The 18,814-nt window shown below is 63.6% G+C and carries 17 protein-coding genes; 13 read left to right on the top strand and 4 right to left on the bottom strand.

From position 1 onward, the window contains the following. Positions 1 to 77: 77 nt before the first annotated feature. The 3 genes from VQ045_RS13745 to VQ045_RS13735 all read right to left on the bottom strand — a co-directional run bounded on the left by VQ045_RS13745 (position 78) and on the right by VQ045_RS13735 (position 4,046). Entirely contained in the window at positions 78 to 1,268 is a 1,191-nt protein-coding gene (locus tag VQ045_RS13745; protein WP_331830509.1) for a DUF2254 domain-containing protein, read from the bottom strand. A gap of 224 nt (positions 1,269 to 1,492) precedes the next feature. After that, a complete protein-coding gene (locus VQ045_RS13740) occupies positions 1,493 to 2,728 on the bottom strand; it encodes a cation:proton antiporter (protein ID WP_331830508.1) in 1,236 nt (411 codons plus the stop codon). A 625-nt stretch (positions 2,729 to 3,353) separates the two neighbouring features. Continuing rightward, on the bottom strand, positions 3,354 to 4,046 hold the full coding sequence (locus VQ045_RS13735; RefSeq protein ID WP_331830512.1) for an FCD domain-containing protein: 693 nt from the start codon (positions 4,044 to 4,046) through the stop codon (positions 3,354 to 3,356). Positions 4,047 to 4,317: 271 nt separating this feature from the next. Here VQ045_RS13735 and VQ045_RS13730 point away from each other — a divergent pair, with 271 nt between their 5' ends. The 6 genes from VQ045_RS13730 to VQ045_RS13705 all read left to right on the top strand — a co-directional run bounded on the left by VQ045_RS13730 (position 4,318) and on the right by VQ045_RS13705 (position 10,789). Then, the gene (locus VQ045_RS13730; protein ID WP_331830507.1) at positions 4,318 to 5,283 is read left to right on the top strand and encodes a TRAP transporter substrate-binding protein; all 966 of its coding nucleotides are present in this window, start codon (positions 4,318 to 4,320) and stop codon (positions 5,281 to 5,283) included. Between the two features lie 78 nt (positions 5,284 to 5,361). After that, entirely contained in the window at positions 5,362 to 5,877 is a 516-nt protein-coding gene (locus tag VQ045_RS13725) for a TRAP transporter small permease (RefSeq protein WP_331830506.1), read from the top strand. Continuing rightward, positions 5,874 to 7,166 carry a TRAP transporter large permease gene (locus VQ045_RS13720; RefSeq protein WP_331830505.1) on the top strand — a complete coding sequence of 431 codons (1,293 nt, stop codon included), beginning with the start codon at positions 5,874 to 5,876 and terminating at the stop codon, positions 7,164 to 7,166. The genes VQ045_RS13725 and VQ045_RS13720 overlap by 4 nt, the downstream gene beginning before the upstream one ends. Before the next feature lie 33 nt (positions 7,167 to 7,199). After that, positions 7,200 to 8,168, top strand: a complete 969-nt coding sequence (locus VQ045_RS13715) for an NAD-dependent epimerase/dehydratase family protein (RefSeq protein ID WP_327648680.1) — start codon at positions 7,200 to 7,202, stop codon at positions 8,166 to 8,168. A gap of 15 nt (positions 8,169 to 8,183) precedes the next feature. Beyond that, positions 8,184 to 9,428 (top strand): ribulose-bisphosphate carboxylase large subunit family protein, encoded by a 1,245-nt coding sequence (locus VQ045_RS13710; RefSeq protein WP_331830504.1) that lies wholly within the window; start codon positions 8,184 to 8,186, stop codon positions 9,426 to 9,428. Further along, positions 9,425 to 10,789 carry a four-carbon acid sugar kinase family protein gene (locus VQ045_RS13705; protein ID WP_331830503.1) on the top strand — a complete coding sequence of 455 codons (1,365 nt, stop codon included), beginning with the start codon at positions 9,425 to 9,427 and terminating at the stop codon, positions 10,787 to 10,789. The genes VQ045_RS13710 and VQ045_RS13705 overlap by 4 nt, the downstream gene beginning before the upstream one ends. Positions 10,790 to 11,043: 254 nt before the next feature. On the opposite strand, the gene VQ045_RS13700 is transcribed toward VQ045_RS13705, so the two are convergent. After that, on the bottom strand, positions 11,044 to 11,988 hold the full coding sequence (locus VQ045_RS13700) for a LysR substrate-binding domain-containing protein (protein ID WP_331830502.1): 945 nt from the start codon (positions 11,986 to 11,988) through the stop codon (positions 11,044 to 11,046). Positions 11,989 to 12,102: 114 nt separating this feature from the next. On the opposite strand from VQ045_RS13700, the gene VQ045_RS13695 reads away from it, so the two are divergent. From VQ045_RS13695 to VQ045_RS13665, 7 genes are all read left to right on the top strand, one after another. Beyond that, on the top strand, positions 12,103 to 13,137 hold the full coding sequence (locus tag VQ045_RS13695) for an ABC transporter substrate-binding protein (RefSeq protein ID WP_327648676.1): 1,035 nt from the start codon (positions 12,103 to 12,105) through the stop codon (positions 13,135 to 13,137). A gap of 84 nt (positions 13,138 to 13,221) precedes the next feature. Then, a complete protein-coding gene (locus VQ045_RS13690) occupies positions 13,222 to 14,283 on the top strand; it encodes an ABC transporter ATP-binding protein (RefSeq protein WP_331830501.1) in 1,062 nt (353 codons plus the stop codon). Next, the gene (locus VQ045_RS13685; protein WP_327648674.1) at positions 14,280 to 15,137 is read left to right on the top strand and encodes an ABC transporter permease; all 858 of its coding nucleotides are present in this window, start codon (positions 14,280 to 14,282) and stop codon (positions 15,135 to 15,137) included. The genes VQ045_RS13690 and VQ045_RS13685 overlap by 4 nt, the downstream gene beginning before the upstream one ends. Next, complete coding sequence (locus VQ045_RS13680; RefSeq protein WP_331830500.1) at positions 15,134 to 15,934, top strand: ABC transporter permease; 801 nt, start codon at positions 15,134 to 15,136, stop codon at positions 15,932 to 15,934. Before VQ045_RS13685 ends, VQ045_RS13680 begins: the two co-directional genes overlap by 4 nt. Beyond that, the gene (locus VQ045_RS13675; protein ID WP_331830499.1) at positions 15,934 to 17,043 is read left to right on the top strand and encodes an NAD(P)/FAD-dependent oxidoreductase; all 1,110 of its coding nucleotides are present in this window, start codon (positions 15,934 to 15,936) and stop codon (positions 17,041 to 17,043) included. Before VQ045_RS13680 ends, VQ045_RS13675 begins: the two co-directional genes overlap by 1 nt. Further along, positions 17,027 to 17,317 (top strand): (2Fe-2S)-binding protein, encoded by a 291-nt coding sequence (locus VQ045_RS13670; protein WP_327648669.1) that lies wholly within the window; start codon positions 17,027 to 17,029, stop codon positions 17,315 to 17,317. The genes VQ045_RS13675 and VQ045_RS13670 overlap by 17 nt, the downstream gene beginning before the upstream one ends. Then, positions 17,314 to 18,699 (top strand): FAD/NAD(P)-dependent oxidoreductase, encoded by a 1,386-nt coding sequence (locus VQ045_RS13665; protein WP_327651119.1) that lies wholly within the window; start codon positions 17,314 to 17,316, stop codon positions 18,697 to 18,699. The genes VQ045_RS13670 and VQ045_RS13665 overlap by 4 nt, the downstream gene beginning before the upstream one ends. The last annotated feature ends 115 nt before the right edge of the window (positions 18,700 to 18,814 follow it).

The following is an 18,814-nucleotide window of genomic DNA, read 5'->3' as shown; positions in this document are numbered from 1 at the left end:
CCCATCAGCGCCAAAATGCCGAAAAGTTCATTGCCCCTGCATCGAGGGCCGCGTAACGTTCAACCCGGCATCGCCGCTCAACGAAGTTCAACAAACTTCGGGACATCCCCCACATCGACGTCGGAGGTCCCGTAGCGTGCGATCGCCGAAAAAGCATTACATGCCAGTTCCTCGATGACGATGACTTCAGTCAGGATACGCAACTGTCCGGTGTCGTCGTAGCGGATGGGCGATGGGAGATCCCGACCGGACAATCGACCGAACACCTCTCCGAGTCGGTCGATGCAGTATAGCGCGGTCGTGGGGTCGTTTATGCCAGGCGACAAGGATCGCTGGGCCAGTTCGACAATACGCCGGATCGCGAACTCGAGATCCTGATTGACTGACCGATCTCGGCCGATGACAAGCACGCCACGCAAGCTTTCGGCGATCCCATCCGACACCCGATCACGCGGATATGCTGTGATCATGCATTCACCTTCGGTCACGAAGCGACCGGGCGGGGTCTCGATCCGCAAAACAAGATCATGTTCTGTGGCAATCTGCATGAGAGCGTCCATACCGACATTCTGCACGTATCCGCTCGCATCGGCACTGACCCGTTCGGAGCCGGCATCAAAGTCGTTTGGGAGCCGATCCGCAGCCGGCTCGTCCTCGTAATGCAAGGGACCATGGCCGAGCCGTTCCGGAAAGAGCCGATCGACGGCGGCGCACCCGTCGGCTGCCAGTTGCGCGAGCAGCGTTTCGATGCGGATTGAGGTGGCGATATGATGGATGAAATAGATAAGAACCGCGACGCCAACAGCAGCGAGAACCACCGCAAATGCAACGGTCAGGTGCGGAACGAAGCTGGAGTCCGCCGTACCCCGCACCGAACGCAGCACGACCAGACAATAGAGGAACGTTGCCACAAAAGTTCCGAGCACGATCTGATTGCTGCGGTCCCGCATGAAGTTTTCCAGGACCCGCGGCCCGAATTGCGAGGAAGCGAGTTGCAGCGACAGCATTGTGATGGAGAAGATCAGGCTGGCCACCGTGATCATCGAACTCGCGATGACCGATAGGATTGCCCGGGCGCCTTCCGGTCCGAACGTATAGAGCAAGCCGAATTCGCTCACAGTGCCGACACCAAGCCGGGTATCGACCTCGATCAGCAGGAACGATAGTCCGACCGCAACCGCGCACATCATGGTGGGCACGAACCAGAAACTCGAATTCAGGCGTCCCCAGAACGCAGAGACGCGTGTGATGGAAAATGACTTCGCCAAGTGTTGCTCCTTCCGGTCACGAGCAGTCCGGGGCAGCGTCCGGGCCCCGCAAAATTTGTCCATTCGGCGACAACACCGATTTCCGATCGTCAAAGCTGCAGCCCGCGTTGCAAAGAACGTGGCCATTGCCGAGCGAAGCCATGCCTCCCGCGTCGGAGAGCGTCCGCGCTGCGCCCGTAGCGCGACCTCGCAGATCGGTGTCGCGCGCGCCGATCCGGACCCGATCACTTGAGCACCCGCTGGATCACGGCGCGCAGGCTCAACCCCTGAACGATCAGGGTGAAGATGACCACGGCATAGGTTGCCGCAAGTATGGCGGATTTCTCCGCCACCTCCGGGATCGACAGCGCCAGCGCCACCGAAATGCCGCCCCGCAAACCGCCCCAGGTCAGAACGGGGATCGTTCCGCGCAGGAAGCTGCGGAACCTGCCCATCAGCAGCACCGGCCCGCTGACGGCCGCGAGGCGGGCGACAAGCGCCAGCGGCACGGCCACGGCCATCAGCCAGCCAAAGGCAGGCTCGAAGCGCAGAACCAGGACTTCCAGCCCGATCAACAGGAACAGGACCGAGTTCAGCATTTCGTCGATCAGCGTCCAGAAGCCAAACAGGTAGCGCTGGGTCTGATCACTGAACGCATCGCGGGGCCCACGGCTTCCGATCAGCAACCCTGCAATCACCACGGCCAACGGGCCGCTCATGTGCAGCCTGGCGGCAACCGCATAGGTGCCGACGACCAGGGCCAGTGAGATCAATACCTCGATGGTATAGTCGTCGATCGCACGCATGGCGCGGTAGGCGACGTACCCGGTGACCCCACCAAGGGCGGCGCCGCCCAAGGCTTCGACAAAGAACATCTGGCCGATATGCAGCGGCTCGATGCTCCCTCCGACCGCCGCTTCCAGCAGAACGGCGAACAGGACCACGCCGACGCCGTCGTTGAACAAGGTCTCGCCCGTCATCACAGTCTGAAGGTCTGACGGAACCTTGACCTCCTTCAGCGTGGCCAGGACGGCAACGGGGTCGGTCGGGCTGATCAGCGCCCCGAAGACAAGGGCCCACGGAAGCGGCATCGCGATGCCCAGACCCTGGGCCGCCGCCCAGAGGCCTGTTCCGATGATCGCGGTGGACAGTACGACACCAAGAGTCGCCATCGAGCCGATCGTCCATGCGCGGCTGCGCAGGCTGGGCGCATCGACATGCAGCGCACCGGCGAACAGAAGGAAGGCGAGCATGCCGTCCAGCACTGTTTCTTGGAAACCGACCTGACGAACGAGGCGGACCAGATCCTCGTAATGCAGCAGCCCCGGCAGAGCCGCCTCCGCCCCGATGATCACCAGAGAGGCCCCGAGCCCCATGACAAGCAGGCCGACGGTGTGCGGCAGGTAGGCAAGTCGATGATTGATCCAGCCGAAAGCGGCCGTCAGCACCAGCAGGATTGCGCCGAGTTCAAAAAGCGACATGGCGTTCTCCGCTGCCGCCCATCGGACAGGTCACGGCGCGATCTACGCGCGTCAAGGCACAGGATCTGGAGCGCGGCCCATGGTTTTGGATATTCGCAGCAGATGAAACTCGCGCATTCGGCATGAAATGCCAACACGTTCCTTGCAAGAATTTGGATAAACTGGATTTCCTCACATTGTTCTGCGGGGTATCGTAATGATCCGATAGCCAGGCCGCGACTGCCGACATATCACGATCCGGCAGGAGCTTCATGATCGGTCGCCGTTCGAGATCGTCTGACCCACCACTGCGACATCGTCGAGACCGACAACGGGAGTTGGTACTTTCAAAAACCGAGCCTGAACCCTGCAAAGTCCGCGCCAACGCCTGCCCGCAGCAGGGGGTATTTCTGTAACCCGATCCGAGGTCCCGTTCCAACGCCGACTGATACCGCTTTCAGCTAGTAGCGCAACCACGCCCTCCAGCGTGGTAGTTGGCAAACGTCTGCTTTCAGGCGCTGGCGCAGCCGGCCTCGACGGCCGAAATGGGCGCAGAGCGGAACGCGCAACTCGGGGAAAGTCGACGCTGTGCCGTGTCGGCGCTTCAGGATCTACGGTATCCGCTCGAGGATTCCGCGTTCCCGATTCATGGCGCCTCTTTCCGCGATGGTTCCACTGCCGTCGGCTCGACCGGAGTCGGTGGATAAATGCGCGATAGCTGACCCAGATGTTCCCGCATTTCCGCTGCTGCCCGGTCTGGGTCGCGCAATTCGAGAGCAGCGAAGATTCTCATATGAGCGGCGTACGCCGTTTCCATTTGGCCGTCGTTGAGCAAACTCGTTCGACGGACCTCGCGAAGCCATTCGTCGACGGCGATGAAGAATCCGTCGACGATGGGGTTCTGGACGATGCGAGCGATCGCCGAGTGAAACTCGACGTCGGTCCGGCCGAATTCGGCCATATCGCCAACAGCCTCGCGATTGCGACCGAGTTCGCTTCTGAGGCCCTCAATCTGATCGTCGGTGATCCTTTCAGCCGCGATCCGGGCGACACCCGTTTCGACGATCCCGCGAATTTCCATGAAGGAGCGCAGCCCACCGGGCTCCCCGAGGTGAAAGGCTGCCGCTTCCGAAAGCATGCCCAGCAGAAAGTCAGGGCGTGGGCCGCAAACGCGGGCGCGCGTTCCAGGGCGGGTTTCAATTAATCCTTTGCTTTCCAACGCCGCCGTCGCCTCGCGGACCGTCAAGCGAGAGACACCGAACTCGTCCATCAGATCGCGTTCGGAGGGAAGTGCGTCGCCTACCGTATAGACGCCTTCGCGAATGTCCGTCGCCAGCATCTCCACCAGGTCTTCGTGCATGCGACGACGCTTCACGATGCGTCCTTCGCGACCATGCCTGATGGGTCTGGCGTTCTCGATCTCAACGGCCACTGCGCTCTCCCTGTCGCGGACATCGACACATTGATGCACGACCCCCGTTGACAAGCCTAGCGCCGATGCGTCAGAAAGTCATCAGCTGACTGGAACGTCTGATGATCGGACCAGTTCGCGGACGGAACTTTCATCCGGGAGGGATGAGGTCCGCTTTGCATCGATTGGGAGGTTCCTCATGCAGAAATCGTTATTCGTGGCACTCGCGCTCGGCGCGGCCACCATGGCATTCCCGGCCGTCGCCGAGGAACTTGCGATCGCGCTCCATGTCGAGCCGGGTCACGAGATGTTCCAGGTCGGCGAGCGGCTGAAGAAGAACATCGAGGAAAAGTCGGACGGCAAGTTTACCGTCGCCCTGCTCGGCACCGAAGTCGGCGGCGAACGCGACCATCTGGAGGGCGCCAGCAGCGGCGAGTACCAGATCGCGCTAGGCGGCTCGATGCCGATGACGCTCTACGCATCTCAATACGCGGCGGCGGACCTGCCCTTCGTCTTCAACTCCAGCGCGGAAGCCAAAAAGGTCTATGAGGGCGAAATCGGCGAGCGCCTTCGCGAAGCGGTGGTCGAGAGCGGCAACCTGCGTCTTGTCGGGATCTCGGTGCGCAATCCCCGCAACCTGACGTCCAAAAACCCGGTCGAGACCCCGGAGGATGTTCAGGGCGTCCGCATGCGAGTTCCGGAGATCGCCCCCTGGGTCGATATCTGGACGGAAATCGGCGCTCTGCCGAGCCCGATCGCCTGGCCGGAAGTCTACACTGCGTTGCAGACCGGCGTCATCGACATGCAGGAGAACCCCGTCGACTACATCTGGTCGGGCAAGCTGTATGAAGTGCAGTCGCACGTCAGCAAGACGCAGCACGTCTATTCGTTCTTCCACTGGCTGATGAATGAGGACTTCTATCAGGGCTTGTCCGAAGCGGACCGGACGATGGTTCAGGACGCCATCGACGAGGCGATCGCGTGGGGCGACGAGCTCGTCACCAGCAAGCAGGCTCAGCTCTTCGAGCAGCTTCAGGAAAAGGGCATGACGGTGGTCGAGCCCGACGTCGCGGCCTTTCGCGCCAAGGCAGCCCCAGCGATCCGCAAGATCGCGGAGGGCTATGCCCCCGAGGTCAAGGACTACGTTCTTTCCAAGCTGAACTAAAAGCCCATCCGACAATTCGACGCGCTTGTCCTGACGGCAAGCGCGTCGACGATCGACCTCAACCGAAAGGATCCCGCGGTGTCGCCGATCGAACATGTCCGCACCGGTGTCCCAGGCAAGGCTGCAGGCTATTTCTGGCTGGCCGTCGAGGTCCTGATGACGACCGCCTTCGTGGCCATGCTGGCCGTCATGTTCGTTCAGGTCGCCTCGCGCTATGTGCTTGGCATTGGCGTCCCTTGGACCGACGAGACCTCCCGTTTCCTGTTCATCGCCGAAATCTTCTTCGGCGCGGCGATCGCCCAGCGATATGGCGCGCAGATCCGGATTACCATCGTCCTCGATCTCTTGTCGGACCGCGCCCGGCGCTGGTTTGACATCGTCGGAGACGTTCTCACCGCCGGAATCGCGATGGCGGTCGTCGTCGGCGCCTATCAGATGATGGGCCGTACTCAGAATGTCAGCGCAAGCACCATTCCCGTGTCCTTCGCCAACCTATACCTCATCCAGGCGATCGGCATCGTCATGCTGATTTCCCTTCTCCTCAAGGACATCGTGGGGGCATTCCTCGGGATGCGGACGGGGAAGCCGTCATGATCATCTTTCTTTCTCTCTTCGGCACGCTGCTTGTCTTGCTCTTCATCGGCGTGCCCGTCGGCTTCGCGATGATCGGCGCCTCGCTTGCTGTTCTCGCCTCCACCCGCGGCGTCGACAGCATTCCCTATGAAATGCTGGCTCAACGGACGCTTTACGGCGTCAACAGCTTCACCCTTCTCGCCATCCCGGCCTTTCTCCTGATCGGTCGGTTGATGAACGCGTCGGGTATTTCAGATCGCGTGTTCAATATCGCGCGCTCCCTGGTCGGGCATCTTCGCGGGGGCCTTGGCCACGTCAACATCCTTTCCAGCATGATCTTCGCCGGCATGTCCGGTTCCGCCGTCGCCGACGCGGGCGGCCTGGGGCCACTCCAGATGCGGGCCATGGAGCGCGACGGCTACGACCGCGGCTTCAGCGCCGCCGTAACGGCCAGTTCGGCGACGATCGGCCCGATCATCCCGCCGAGCATTCCCGCAGTGATCTACGGCGCGCTCGCCAACGTCTCGATCGCCGCCGTCTTTCTGGGCTCTATCCTTCCGGGCATCCTGATGGGCCTCGGGCTGATGGCCCTTGTCGCCTATCTTTCGCACAAGCGCGGTTATCCGGTTGCCCAGCGCGCCACCCTGCGCCAGATCGCCTCCGCCTGCATGTCCGGATTTCTGCCTATCCTGACGCCGGTAATCATTATCGCCGGCATCCTTTCCGGCGTCTTCACGCCGACCGAGGCCTCGGCGATCGCGGTCGTCTATTGCACGCTCATCGCCTTCTTCGTCTACGGCACGATCTCCGTCCGGGAGTTCTGGGTGATTTGCAAGGAGACCGCCGTCGACACGGCGGCGCTGCTCATCATCATCGCCGGCTCGGCGCTCTATGCCTGGGTCCTGGCGCGCTACCAGGTGACTTCGCAGATCATCGAATATCTCGGTGCCAATATCGACAACAAATATGTCCTGCTTGCTCTTCTGAACGTGTTCATCCTTCTGATCGGGTGCTTTATCGACTCGGTTCCGGCGTTGTTTCTCCTGACTCCGATCCTGACGCCCCTGGTCGTCAGCTATGGGATCGATCCGGTCCACTTTGGCGTCATGATGATCTTCAACCTGATGATCGGGCTGATAACGCCGCCGGTGGGAACGGTGCTCTTCACGGTTCAACGGGTTGCCGACATTCCGTTCGGCAGCCTCGTCAAGGAAATCCTGCCCTTCTACATTCCGTTGTTCGCGATGCTGATCGCGATCACCTTCCTGCCTTGGCTCGTCCTGACGATTCCGAATCTTCTCCTGAACTGAGCCTCACCTCGTTCTCACCAGCGGAGTATTGCGATGACAACTCTCGTCTTCGGCGGTCTGGGACATGTCGGGTCCTGGATCTCGCACGATCTCGCTGCACGCGGCGAAGACGTCGTCATTTTCGATCTGGGCGCCGCCGGTCTCGACGGCCGGGGCCTCGATTATCTTGAGCCTCACCGCGACCGGCTGACATTCGAGAATGTCGATGTTCTCGACGTGCATACGCTGTTCGAACGCATGAAGGCCTACGAAGGCCGGATCGACGCCGTGATCTTCGGGGTCGCCGTCATCGCCGGCCCTAACTTCGCCAAGCGTCCGTTCCGCCATATACAGATCAATACCGTCGGGATGTTGAACGTCCTTGAGGCCTGTCGCATCCTCGGCGTTCCGAAGTTCGTGAACCTCAGCTCCGGCGCAATCTACGGGGATCAGCCCGGCGGCCAGACCGAGGAAACACCGGTCAAGGTCACCGACCTCTACGGCGCGACGAAGGCCTCGAACGAGGTGCTGGCGCTGCAATATGGTCAGACCTACGGCATCGACGTGCGCAATGCACGCCTCTACTTCGTCTATGGTCCCGGCAAGCTGCCGTCACGGATGCATGTGCTCTATCAGGCGATGTTCGGACCCCTGGAAGGACTAACCGACATCATCTCGCCGAACGGGGGCGATCAATCGCTGGACTGGACCCATGTCCGGGACACCGCCGCCGGTGTCGTCGCGTTGCTCGACGCTCCGGCCGAGGTTGCGGGCGAGGCTTTCAACATCTCCTGCGGGGTAGCCGTCCCGCACCGAGACATCGTCGGCCACGTTTCCGAAATTGTCGGCCATGACAGCAACATGGCGATCGGACCCGGCCTGTTCTTTGAGCGCGGGGCCCCGCTCGACATCTCCAAGGCGCGTGCTCGCCTCGGCTTTGCGCCCCGTTTCGCCGACATCCGAGAGGGCCTGCGCGATTATCGCGCGTGGCTCGAAGGTGTCGGCGCCATCACCAGCACCTAGTGGACGGGGGACACCATGACGGATCAGCGCATAGTCGCCGAATATGTTCTCAGGACCGCGCAGGATCCCCGGCGCGTGGCGGACATTATCGCCGGCGAGCAGTCCTCGGGAACGTTCGTGGCGATCCCGGGTGAAAGCGCGGAACTCAAGGCACGGTCGGCCGCCCGGGTCGATCGCCTCGAGGAGATCGACGATAGTGGTCTGGCACCGTTGCCCGGCGCCACCGGCGACGTCTCGCGGTCCTTCGCCATGACCTTATCCTGGCCTCTCGCCAATATCGGACCGTCACTGCCCAACCTCGTCGCCACCGTCGCCGGCAACCTCTTCGAATTGCGGGAGGTCGCGGGGCTCAAACTCGTCGACCTCCATCTTCCTTCCGCCTTCGCCGAGCGATATCCCGGCCCCGCATTCGGCATAGAGGGCACGCGCCGGCTTGCGAATGTCGAGGACCGTCCGCTGATCGGCACCATCGTGAAGCCGTCGGTCGGTCTCGGCCCCGCCGAAACCGCGGCTCTCGTCGACCAATTGTGCGAAGGCGGCATCGACTTCATCAAGGACGATGAACTTCAGGCCGATGGGTCCCATTGCCCATTCGAGGAGCGGCTCGCTGCGGTGATGGCGGTCATCGCGCGCCACGCGGATCGCACGGGGCGCAAGGTAATGTACGCCGTCAATCTGACCGGCGAAATCGACGAGATGCTGCGCCGCCACGACCTCGTCGAAAAGCTTGGCGGCACCTGCGTCATGGTGAGCCTCAACAGCATCGGACTCACGGGAATGACCGCGTTGCGCCGTCATTCCCGCCTTCCGATCCACGCACACCGCAACGGCTGGGGATATCTCGGGCGCTCGCCGGACAATGGCTGGTCCTACATCGCCTGGCAGAAGCTCTGGCGCCTCATCGGCGTCGACCACATGCATGTCAACGGATTGTCGAACAAGTTCTGGGAGCCTGACGACAGCGTCATCGCGTCGGCCAAAGCCTGCCTAAGCCCCATTTCGGAAACCCGTCCGGACCTGGTCATGCCGGTGTTTTCGTCGGGGCAAAGCGTGAAGCAGGCAGAGGGAACGTGGAAGCGTCTCGGCTCACGAGACCTCATCTACTGCGCCGGCGGGGGTATCGTCGCGCATCCGTCGGGCATCGCGGCAGGTGTGCGCTCTTTGAGAGAAGCCTGGGACGCGGCGATGCAGGGCGTGCCGCTGCACGAAGCGGCGGCGGCGTCACCGGATCTGGCCGCAGCAGTCAAGAAATTCGCATGACGGCGAGCCTTCCCGCCGGCGTTCTCCTCGCCTTCTACGGAGATGACTTCACAGGCTCGACCGACGCCATGGAGGTGACCGCCTTCGCGGGATTGCGCACCATTCTCTTTACACGAACGCCGGACGCCGACGATCTCGCTCGTTTCGCCGACTATCCGGTCATCGGGATCGCGGGAACGGCTCGCTCGCGATCTCCGGAATGGATGGATGAGCATCTGCGAGGTCCGTTTCGAGCGCTCGCCGCGCTTTCTCCAAGAATTCTTCAGTACAAGGTCTGCTCCACCTTCGATTCGTCGACGAATATCGGCTCGATCGGGCGGGCGATCGATATTGGCGACGCGATCGTTGACGGTGCGTGGTCGCCATCGATCGTGGGAGCGCCGCAGCTCGGCCGTTGGCAAGTCTTCGCCAACCTGTTTGCGGCGGCCGGCGCCGACCGTTACCGCATTGACCGGCATCCGACGATGTCGCGGCATCCGGTAACGCCGATGAAAGAGGCCGATCTCCGCCTCCATCTGGCAGCGCAGACCGACAGAAGCATCTTATCGATCGATGTCGCAGCCCTCGCGAACGGGACGGCCATGAAAGCCGCGGCGCATGCAAGACATCAGCGCGGAACGGTGGTCTTCATCGACGTTGCGGACGATGCCACCCAGGCCGAAGCGGGACGCCTGGTCTGGGAGGGCGGCGACGGGTCCGTGTTCAGCGCCTCTTCGTCCGGGCTCCAATACGCATTGGTGGCGCATTGGCGTCGAACCGGGCTTCTGCCCGCGACCGCGGAGAGCTTTCCACCGATGCCGCCCGTTGACCGGCTTCTGGTGTTGTCCGGCAGCTGCTCGCCGGTCACCGCGGAGCAGATCGATGTCGCCGAGGCGAACGGTTTCGAAACGATCCGCCTGGATGTCGCGAAGGCGATCGACCCGGCCGCCGCGCCGCTCGAGATCGAACGGATCCAACGGGCGATCGACGCAGCGTTGGGTCGAGTCGCAGGAGTTGTCGTGTTCGCGGCCAAGACCATCGACGATCCGGCTTTCGCCGCACTCAGGGCTCTCGCCACCGAACGGTGCATTCCCTTCTCCGAGGCGCAGGACGCGATTGGTCGCACTCTGGGCCTCATAGCGGCCGAAGCCGTACTGCGCCTCGGCCTGCGCCGGCTCGTCGTGGCCGGCGGCGACACGGCCGGACGAGTCCTCGAAGCCTCGCCGGTGACGGCGTTGGAAATCGCCTACCCTCTCGGCAAGGGCGCGCCAGTTTGCCGGTGTCACAGCCGATCGCCGGAATTCGACGGCCTCGAGGTCGTTCTCAAGGGCGGCCAGCTCGGAGAACCGTCGCTTTTTCTCGATGCTCGCGGCGAGAGTTGATGGCCGTGAGCGGGTCATTCACCTGGGCAGTACTAATCGACCGCTCAGGGCCGTAAGGAGACCATTCGGAATCCAATCCGCCCACTGAGAAAGCTGCCGTTCGGCTTCCAGTTGTCATTGGCAAAGCCGCAAACGACTGGCTTGGGCCCTGAGCGGTCATTCTTCGGGCGGAAAGGCCATGGGGTCCAGTGTTTTCGCTTCCAAGGAAAGCTCACTCGGCCGCCGGTCAGCTGTTGGTATTTTTAACAACTCGCTCAATTCATAGGGCGAACCGGAGCCGGTTTGTTTGCAAGGCTCTGCGGCACCTGAAGTCGTCGGATCCGTGTTCGGATCTCGTCAAGGAAGATGTTAGCCAGCATGGACAGCTTTTCGCCTTTTGGCGTGACGAGCCAGGATGTCATCCTGATATGCTGCCGTAGCGGGCGAAAGGCTAGACGGCCATCCCGTGCCCCTGCTGAAGCCAGTGACGGGACAATCGACACGCCGTAGCCCTCGGCGACAATGGCGCAGGCCGCATCCGCCATCTGCACCTCGGCGACTGGCCGCATGCGCGCGCCGGCTCCCTGGAACGCCGCTTCGATGATCGGGAACGAGAGATCTTCCCGCCCGAGCGCGACCAGTTGCTCGCCGTCGAGTTCCTTGATGTCGATCATCGCGGCTCTGGAGAGCCGGTGGTCCGCAGGGACCACGCAGACCAGTTCGATCGCCTCGAATTCGCGCGTATCGAGCGCGGGCGACGTCGCCGGCAACAGGCTGATCCCGAAATCGGCTTTGCCGGTGACCATCGAATCCTCGATGCTGCGCGACGTGCGGGTGAAGAGTTGCAGCCGCAGTTCCGGGCTGCGCTTGAGAAGCGAGGCCGCCGCTTGCGGTGCGATGTGCATGCCGAGCCCCGGAAAGGTCACGGCCGACACCTCGCCGCGCTCGAGATTGCGGATCGATTCCGCCAGGCGGGTGATGCGCATCAGACCAGCCTCGATCGTCTCGGTCTCGGCAAACAGCTGCCTGGCTTCGACTGTCGGCTTCAGCCGGCCCTGCCCGCGATGGAAGAGGGAAAAGCCGCAGGCCTCCTCGAACCCCTTCAGGAGCTTGGTGACCGCAGGCTGGGTCACGAACAGGCGTTCGGCTGCCTCGGTGACCGAGCCCGCCTTCATCACGGCGTTGAAGGCCGATAATTGGCGCATGTTGGGTTGCGGCATTCTGACGACCTTATAACCTTATGGAATGGCTCTATCCTATAATTTCATTTGCATGGAATGGGAAATGCCCAAACGATGGGCCTGCTTACAAACTGGGATCGGTAGGGGGACTTCATGAAGAAACATATCGCCATGCTCGCCGCGGCGGGCTCGCTTCTAGCAGCGACGAGCGCCCATGCGCAGACCAAGACGCTGACCGTCGGCGGTTACGGCGGCTCGTTCGAGACGTTGATGAAGGAACTCATCATACCGGAGTTCGAGAAGTCCCATGATGTGACGATCCAGTTCGTCGCAGGCAATTCAACCGAGAACCTCGCCCGCCTGCAGGCCCAGAAGGGCAATCAGGAACTCGACGTGGTGATCCTCGACGACGGTCCGATGTACCAGGCCGACGCCCTCGGCTTCTGTGCGCCGCTCGCGGCCGACGTCGCCTCGGACGACATTTACGACATCGCAAAGCTCGGGCCCAACTCGATCGGCATCGGCTTCGTCGCCACCGGCTTTGCCTACAATGCCGAATGGTTCGAGAAGGAAGGCTGGGATGCCCCGAAGAGCTGGAAGGACCTAACCGACCCGAAATACGACCAGCTTCTGTCGATCCCGCCGATCTCCAACACCTACGGCCTCCATACGCTGGTGATGATGGCGCGGCTAAACGGCGGCGGCGAGAAGGATATCGACCCCGGTTTCACGGCGATGGCCGACGACGTCGCGCCGAACGTCCTCGTCTTCGAACCGTCTTCGGGCAAGATGTCGGAGATCTTCCAGTCGAAGGAGATTGCCGTCTCGATCTGGGGATCGGGCCGGACCAAGTCCCTCGCCGACACGGGCTTCCCGGCGAAGTTCGCCTATCCGGAAGAAGGCGCCGTCGCCCTGATGCTGGCCGCCTGCCCGGTCGTCGAGACCGACGTTCCGGACGAGGCGCAGGCCTTCGTGAAGTATCTTCTCGACCCGGAAATCCAGGTCAAGCTCGGCGACGCCATGGGTTCCGGACCGGTCAACAAGACGACCGAGCTGCCGAAGGAACTCGCCGACACGCTGCCCTACGGCCCGGAGAAGATCTCCAAGCTGATCGCGGTCGACTGGGACACGATCAACCAGAACCGCCAGGAATGGACCCAGCGCTGGGCGCGCGAAGTCGAGCGCTGACACGAGCGCATCAAGCGATCGGCGGGGCGGGCTTCAATCCCGCCCCGCAGGAAGACGATCTCCCGGCGGGTTGAGCGAACGGCAATGGCAATTCTGGAACTTCGCGATCTGACCAAGCGCTTCGGTGAGACCGTGGCAGTCGATCGCTTCACACTCTCAGTCGAGCGAGGCGAGTTCGTTTCTCTGCTGGGCCCGTCGGGCTGCGGCAAGACGACGACGCTGCAGATGATCGCCGGTTTCGAGACGCCCTCCGGTGGATCGATCTCGCTGAACGGCCGGGATCTGGCCAGGGTGCCGGCCCGCAAGCGCGGTCTCGGCATCGTCTTCCAGACCTATGCGCTGTTTCCCCACATGACGGTGGAGGAGAATGTCGGATTCGGGCTGGAAATGCGGAAAATTCCCGCCGACGAGCGTCGGCGGCGGATCGACCAGACCCTCGATCTCGTCCATCTGTCGAACCTCTCCGGCCGGTATCCGCGGCAGATGTCGGGCGGCCAGCGCCAACGCGTGGCGCTCGCCCGAGCCCTCGTCATCGAGCCCGAACTCTTGCTGCTCGACGAGCCGCTTTCCAATCTCGATGCCAAGCTGCGCGAGGAAATGCAGCTGGAACTGAGGCGAATCCAGCAGGAAGCCGGCGTCACCACGTTGCTCGTCACCCACGACCAGTCGGAAGCGATGGCCCTCAGCGACCGGATCGCCGTCATGCAGGGCGGTCGCCTGGTCCAAGAGGCTTCGCCCTTCGACGCTTATGACCGGCCGAAGGACGCCTTCGTCTCGTCGTTCCTCGGCAAGAGCAACGTTATCAACGCCCATCTCGAAAGCCAGAGCGCCGAGGGCACGATCCTGCGCTGCGGCGACCTCACGCTGGACGGCCCGGCCTCGGCCGATGCGCCCGGACCCGTGCTCATGTCGCTGCGGCCCGAGCGGATCGAGTTCTGCGCCGAGGGCGAGGCGATCGTGCCCGGCCGGGTGATCGAGCGGGTTTTCCTCGGTGACCAATGGCTGCTGAAGGTCGATACGCCGCTCGGCGCGCTGCTCGTCGTGCGCAGCAACAGCGGCCGGCGCGAGCCGGAACTCGGCGAGACCGTCCATCTGAACTGGCATCGCGACCATCTGCGCCTGCTCGCCGCGGAGGCGGCGGCATGACGAATAGCAGTGCCCGTCCGTGGCTCCTGAGCGCCCCGGCGCTCGTGCTCTTCGCCGTCATGCTGGTGACCCCGCTCGTCATGACGGCGGTACTTTCATTCAACAGCTTCGACTTCTATGGCGGCATCAAGCCGACCTTCGGCTTCCATAACTACGCCGATGTCCTCGGCGACAGCTATTTCTACGAGATCTTCCTGCGCACCTTCCTGATCGCCCTGGCGACGACGGTGATCTGCGCGCTGATCGGGACACCCCAAGCTTATTTCCTGCTGCGCATGCATCCGTTCTGGCGATCGGTGATGATCCTCGTCGTGCTCGGGCCGCTGCTGATCTCGGTGGTGGTGCGCACGCTCGGCTGGGCGATCCTTCTGGGCAACCGCGGCGTGATCAACGAAGCGCTTACCCATCTCGGCCTGATCGAGCGGCCGCTGAAGATGATGTACACCTCCGGCGGCATCGTCATCGCCCTCGTCCATGTGATGGTGCCCTTCATGATCCTCGCGATCTGGGCGGCGCTGCAGCGCCAGGACCCGGCCACCGAGAGGGCGGCCGAATCCCTCGGGGCGAAGCCGCTGACGGTGTTCCGGCGGATCGTCCTGCCGCAGGCTATGCCAGGCATCCTTTCCGGCTCGCTGATCGTCTTCTCGCTCTCGGCCAGCGCCTTCGCGACGCCGGCGATCCTCGGCGGACGGCGGGTCAAGGTGGCCTCGACCACCGTCTACGACGAATTCCTGAACACGCTGAACTGGCCGCTTGGCGCGGCGATCGCGGTCATTCTTCTCGTTTCCGTCCTCGCCATCATGGTGGCCTGGAACCGGCTGGTGGAGAAGCGTTTCGCGGGCGTGTTCGAATGAGAACCAACGGCTCCTTCGCCAAGCTCTTCAGCCTCGTCTTCGCCGCCTTCATGCTGGCGCCGCTGATTGTCGTCGTCGGCGTCTCATTCACGCCGGAAGGGTTCCTCGAATTCCCGCCGAGCGGCATCTCGCTGCGCTGGTTCCAGGCGATCCTCGACAATCCCGACTTCATCGACGCCGCGATCGTCAGCCTTCAGCTCGGCGTCGCCTCGGCGACCATCGCGACGGTGATCTGCATCCCGGCCGGACTGGCAATCGGCAGCGGCCGGTTTCGCGGGCGGGATGCGCTGCAGGCGCTGTTCCTGTCGCCGCTGACTGTGCCCACCGTCGTGCTCGGAATCGCTTTCCTGCGCTTCCTGTCGATGGTCGGGATGAACGGCACTTTCTGGGGGCTCGTCCTCTGCCACGTCGTCATCATCGTGCCGTTCGTGCTGCGGCTCGTCCTCGCCTCTGTAACCGGTCTCGATCCGTCGATCGGGCGGGCTGCCACCTCGCTCGGCGCGGGCGGCTTGACGGTGTTCCGGCGGATTACCCTGCCGGCCATCATCCCGGGCATCGTCGGCGGCTGGGTGCTGGCCTTCATCACCAGCTTCGACGAGCTGACGGTCACCGTCTTCATCGTCAATCCGGCGACGACGACGCTGCCGGTCAAGCTGTTCTCGCACATCACCCAGACTACCGACCCGCTGGTCGCGTCGGTCTCGACGGTCACCATCCTGTTCACTGTCGCGCTGATGCTGATCGTCGACCGGATCTATGGGCTCGACCGTCTGCTCATCGGAGAAGGATCCCGCTGATGCCGAGCGACACGATCGTCATCGGCGGCGGCCTCGTCGGCGCAGCCACCGCCTACGGTCTGGCCCGGGAAGGTCTGTCCGTCACCGTTCTCGACGAGGGCGACGTTGCCTTTCGCGCTTCACGGGGCAACTTCGGCCTCGTCTGGGTGCAGTCGAAGGGCGACGGCTATCCTGACTATGCCATCTGGACTCGAAAGAGTGCGGATCTCTGGCCATCCCTCGACGCCATGCTGAAGGACGAGACCGGCGTCTCGACCTTCTATGCAAAGCCTGGCGGGGTGCATTTCTGCCTGTCCGAGACGGAGATGGACAGTCGCCGGGCACTGCTCGCCCGACTCCACAACGTCCACGGCGTCGCCCATTACGGCGCGCGGATCGTCGACCGGCAGGAGCTCGACGCGATGCTGCCGGGCCTTGGCCCGGAGGTCGTCGGCGGGACCTATTGCGAACATGACGGCCACGCCAGCCCGCTCTACCTGTTGCGCGCGCTGCATGACGCTCTGAAGCGGCGCGGCGGCACGATCATCGCCGATGCGCGGGCGACCGGGATCAGCCGCGACGGCGACGGCTACGCCATCACCACCCGCGCCGGCACCTTTCGCGCCGGGCAGGTCGTGCTCGCCGCCGGCCTCGGCAACAAGCCACTCGGGGAGATGGTCGGCCTCGACCTGAAGATCGCGCCGCTGAAGGGCCAGATCCTCGTCACCGAGCGCACCCGGCCGCGCCTTTCGATTCCGACCCACGTCGTGCGGCAGACCGGCGAGGGCTCGATCCTGATCGGTGACAGCCACGAGGATGTCGGCTTCGACGTCTCCTCCTCGAGCGACGTCATGGCGACGCTGGCCTCCCGCGCGATCCGGATGTTCCCATTCCTGAAGGACCTCAGGATCGTGCGCGCTTGGGCGGCGCTCAGGATCATGAGCCCGGACGGTTTTCCGATCTACCAACAGTCCGAGACGCATCCCGGCGTCTTCTCGGTCAACTGCCATTCCGGCGTGACGCTCGCCGGCTCCCACGCGCTCGCTCTCGCACCGATGATCGCCCGCGGCGAACTCGGCGAGGAACTGTCCGCACTCACCGCAAGGAGGTTCAATGCCCCAGCGAATTGACGGGACCGGTGAGACGGTCCGCTTCACCTTCGAGGGAAAGGAGATGTCGGCGCGCGCGGGCGAGACGATCGCCGCAGCGCTGATCGCTAACGGCGAGACAACGACGCGCCAGTCGGTCGTCACCGGCGCGCCGCGCGGCCCCTTCTGCATGATGGGCGTCTGCTTCGAATGCCTGGTCGAGATCGACGGCGTGCCGAACCGGCAGGCCTGTATGATCGAGGTGCGGCCGGGAATGAACGTTTGCCGTCAGAAGGCGGACGAGGTGGTGGCATGAAAAGTTTCGACGTGGTGATCGTCGGCGCCGGCCCGGCCGGCATGGCGGCGGCGGCAGAGACCAGCCAGGCAGGGCTTTCGACCCTCGTTCTCGACGAGCAGACGCGGCCCGGCGGCCAGATCTATCGCGACGTCGAGGCGTCGGACGCCGCGCGTCGGAGGATCCTCGGGCCGGACTATGACACCGGTGCAGAGCTCGCTGCGGCGCTGCGTGCGTCGAATGCTGAATACGTGCCCGGCGCGGTCGTCTGGAACATCGACGGCGGAAAACGCATCGACTACTCAGCTGGCGGCAACTCGCACAGCGTCTCTGCGAACAGTCTCGTGGTCGCGACCGGAGCCATCGAGCGGCCGACGCCGATGCCCGGCTGGACATTGCCCGGCGTCACAAGCGTCGGCGCAGTGCAGATCCTGCTCAAGACGTCGGGAATCGTGATGGAGGACGTCGTCCTCGTCGGCTCCGGCCCGCTGCTCTGGCTGGCCGCGACCCAGCTGATCGCCGCCGGCGCGTCGCCGAAGGCCATCGTCGAGACCGTGCCGCGGAGCCGTTACGGCGAAGCGGCGAGGCATCTCGGCAAGGCCTTGCCGGGCTGGCGCTATCTCGCCAAGGGCTTCGCCATGATGCGGGCGGTGAAGAAGACCGGCGTGCCGGTCCACCGCGACGCAGGGAACATCGTCGTCGAAGGGGAAACCGCCGCAGCGGCTGTGACCTTCACCAGTGGCCGAACGCGGCACCGGATCGAGACCGGCCACGTCGCCCTGCATCAGGGGGTCGTGCCAAACCAGCAGATCACCCGGCTGCTCAATTGCGAACATCGCTTCGACGCCAGCCAGCGCGCCTTCCTGCCGGTCCTCGACGAGAATTTCGAGACGAGTGTGGCGGACGTTTTCGTCGCTGGTGACGGCGCCGGTATCGGCGGCGCGAAGTCGGCGGCAATGCGCGGCCGGCTGGTCGCAATGCGGATCGCCGAGAAAGCCGGCAAGTCTTCCCCGAAAGGGCGCGAAGGACTGCGAGCCGAACTGCGCAGGGACGCCGCCGTGCGGCCGCTTCTTGAAGCGCTCTATGCGCCGTCGCAGGACGTGCTCGCGCCGCATGATTCAACAATGGTCTGCCGCTGCGAGGAAATCACCGCCGGCCAGATCCGCGAGGCGGTGGCGCTCGGCGCTCCGGGGCCGAACCAGATCAAGTCGTTCCTGCGATCCGGCATGGGGCCTTGCCAGGGGCGGATGTGCGGCCTTGCCGTCACCGAGATCATCGCCGCCGCGCGCGGTGAGGAGCCGTCTGCCATCGACTATTATCGCATCCGCCCGCCGCTGAAGCCGCTGCTGCTGTCGGAACTGGCCGGGCTGGATCGCGGGGCGCCGCGCGAAGCGGCCGAATAGCATGCGTTTCGACCGCACGATGCGTATCGTCGGTCGCGCTCCAGCCGTTTGTTCGACCATAGTCCTTGCGGAAAGCCGGTTCGCCGCTTTCCGGTCCGTGCCCTGACCCGAAAGG

This window comes from Aurantimonas sp. E1-2-R+4 (assembly GCF_036549515.1).
In the GTDB taxonomy this organism is placed as follows: Bacteria; Pseudomonadota; Alphaproteobacteria; order Rhizobiales; family Rhizobiaceae; genus Aurantimonas; species Aurantimonas coralicida_A.
The sequence above is the reverse complement of the archived record's forward strand: the minus strand, read 5'-3'. Positions and strand labels throughout refer to the sequence as shown.